1 protein-coding gene is annotated in these 220 nt (G+C 72.3%); it reads left to right on the plus strand.

Annotated elements, in window-relative coordinates:
• Positions 1-220: hypothetical protein (locus IH25_RS38355; protein WP_037656588.1), on the plus strand; the 220-nt coding region annotated here is incomplete at both ends.

Consider the following 220-nt stretch of genomic DNA (forward strand, 5'->3'; position numbering starts at 1 on the left):
CGTCTCCCAGCGGGCGGCGAACGGTGCCGTGCTGGCCGCGACCGGGGTGCAGATCGCCGGTGTGCTGGACGACCTCTATCCCGGTGCCACCAAGGCGCATCTGGGCCCGGTGTTCCACGGTGGCCGGCCGACGTTGTCGGTGTGGGCTCCGACGGCGCAGAGCGTGTCGCTGGAGCTGGACGGCTCGCTGAAGAGGATGCGGCGGGACGATGCCACGGGC

Source organism: Streptomyces achromogenes subsp. achromogenes (assembly GCF_000720835.1).
Lineage (GTDB): Bacteria > Actinomycetota > Actinomycetes > Streptomycetales > Streptomycetaceae > Streptomyces > Streptomyces achromogenes.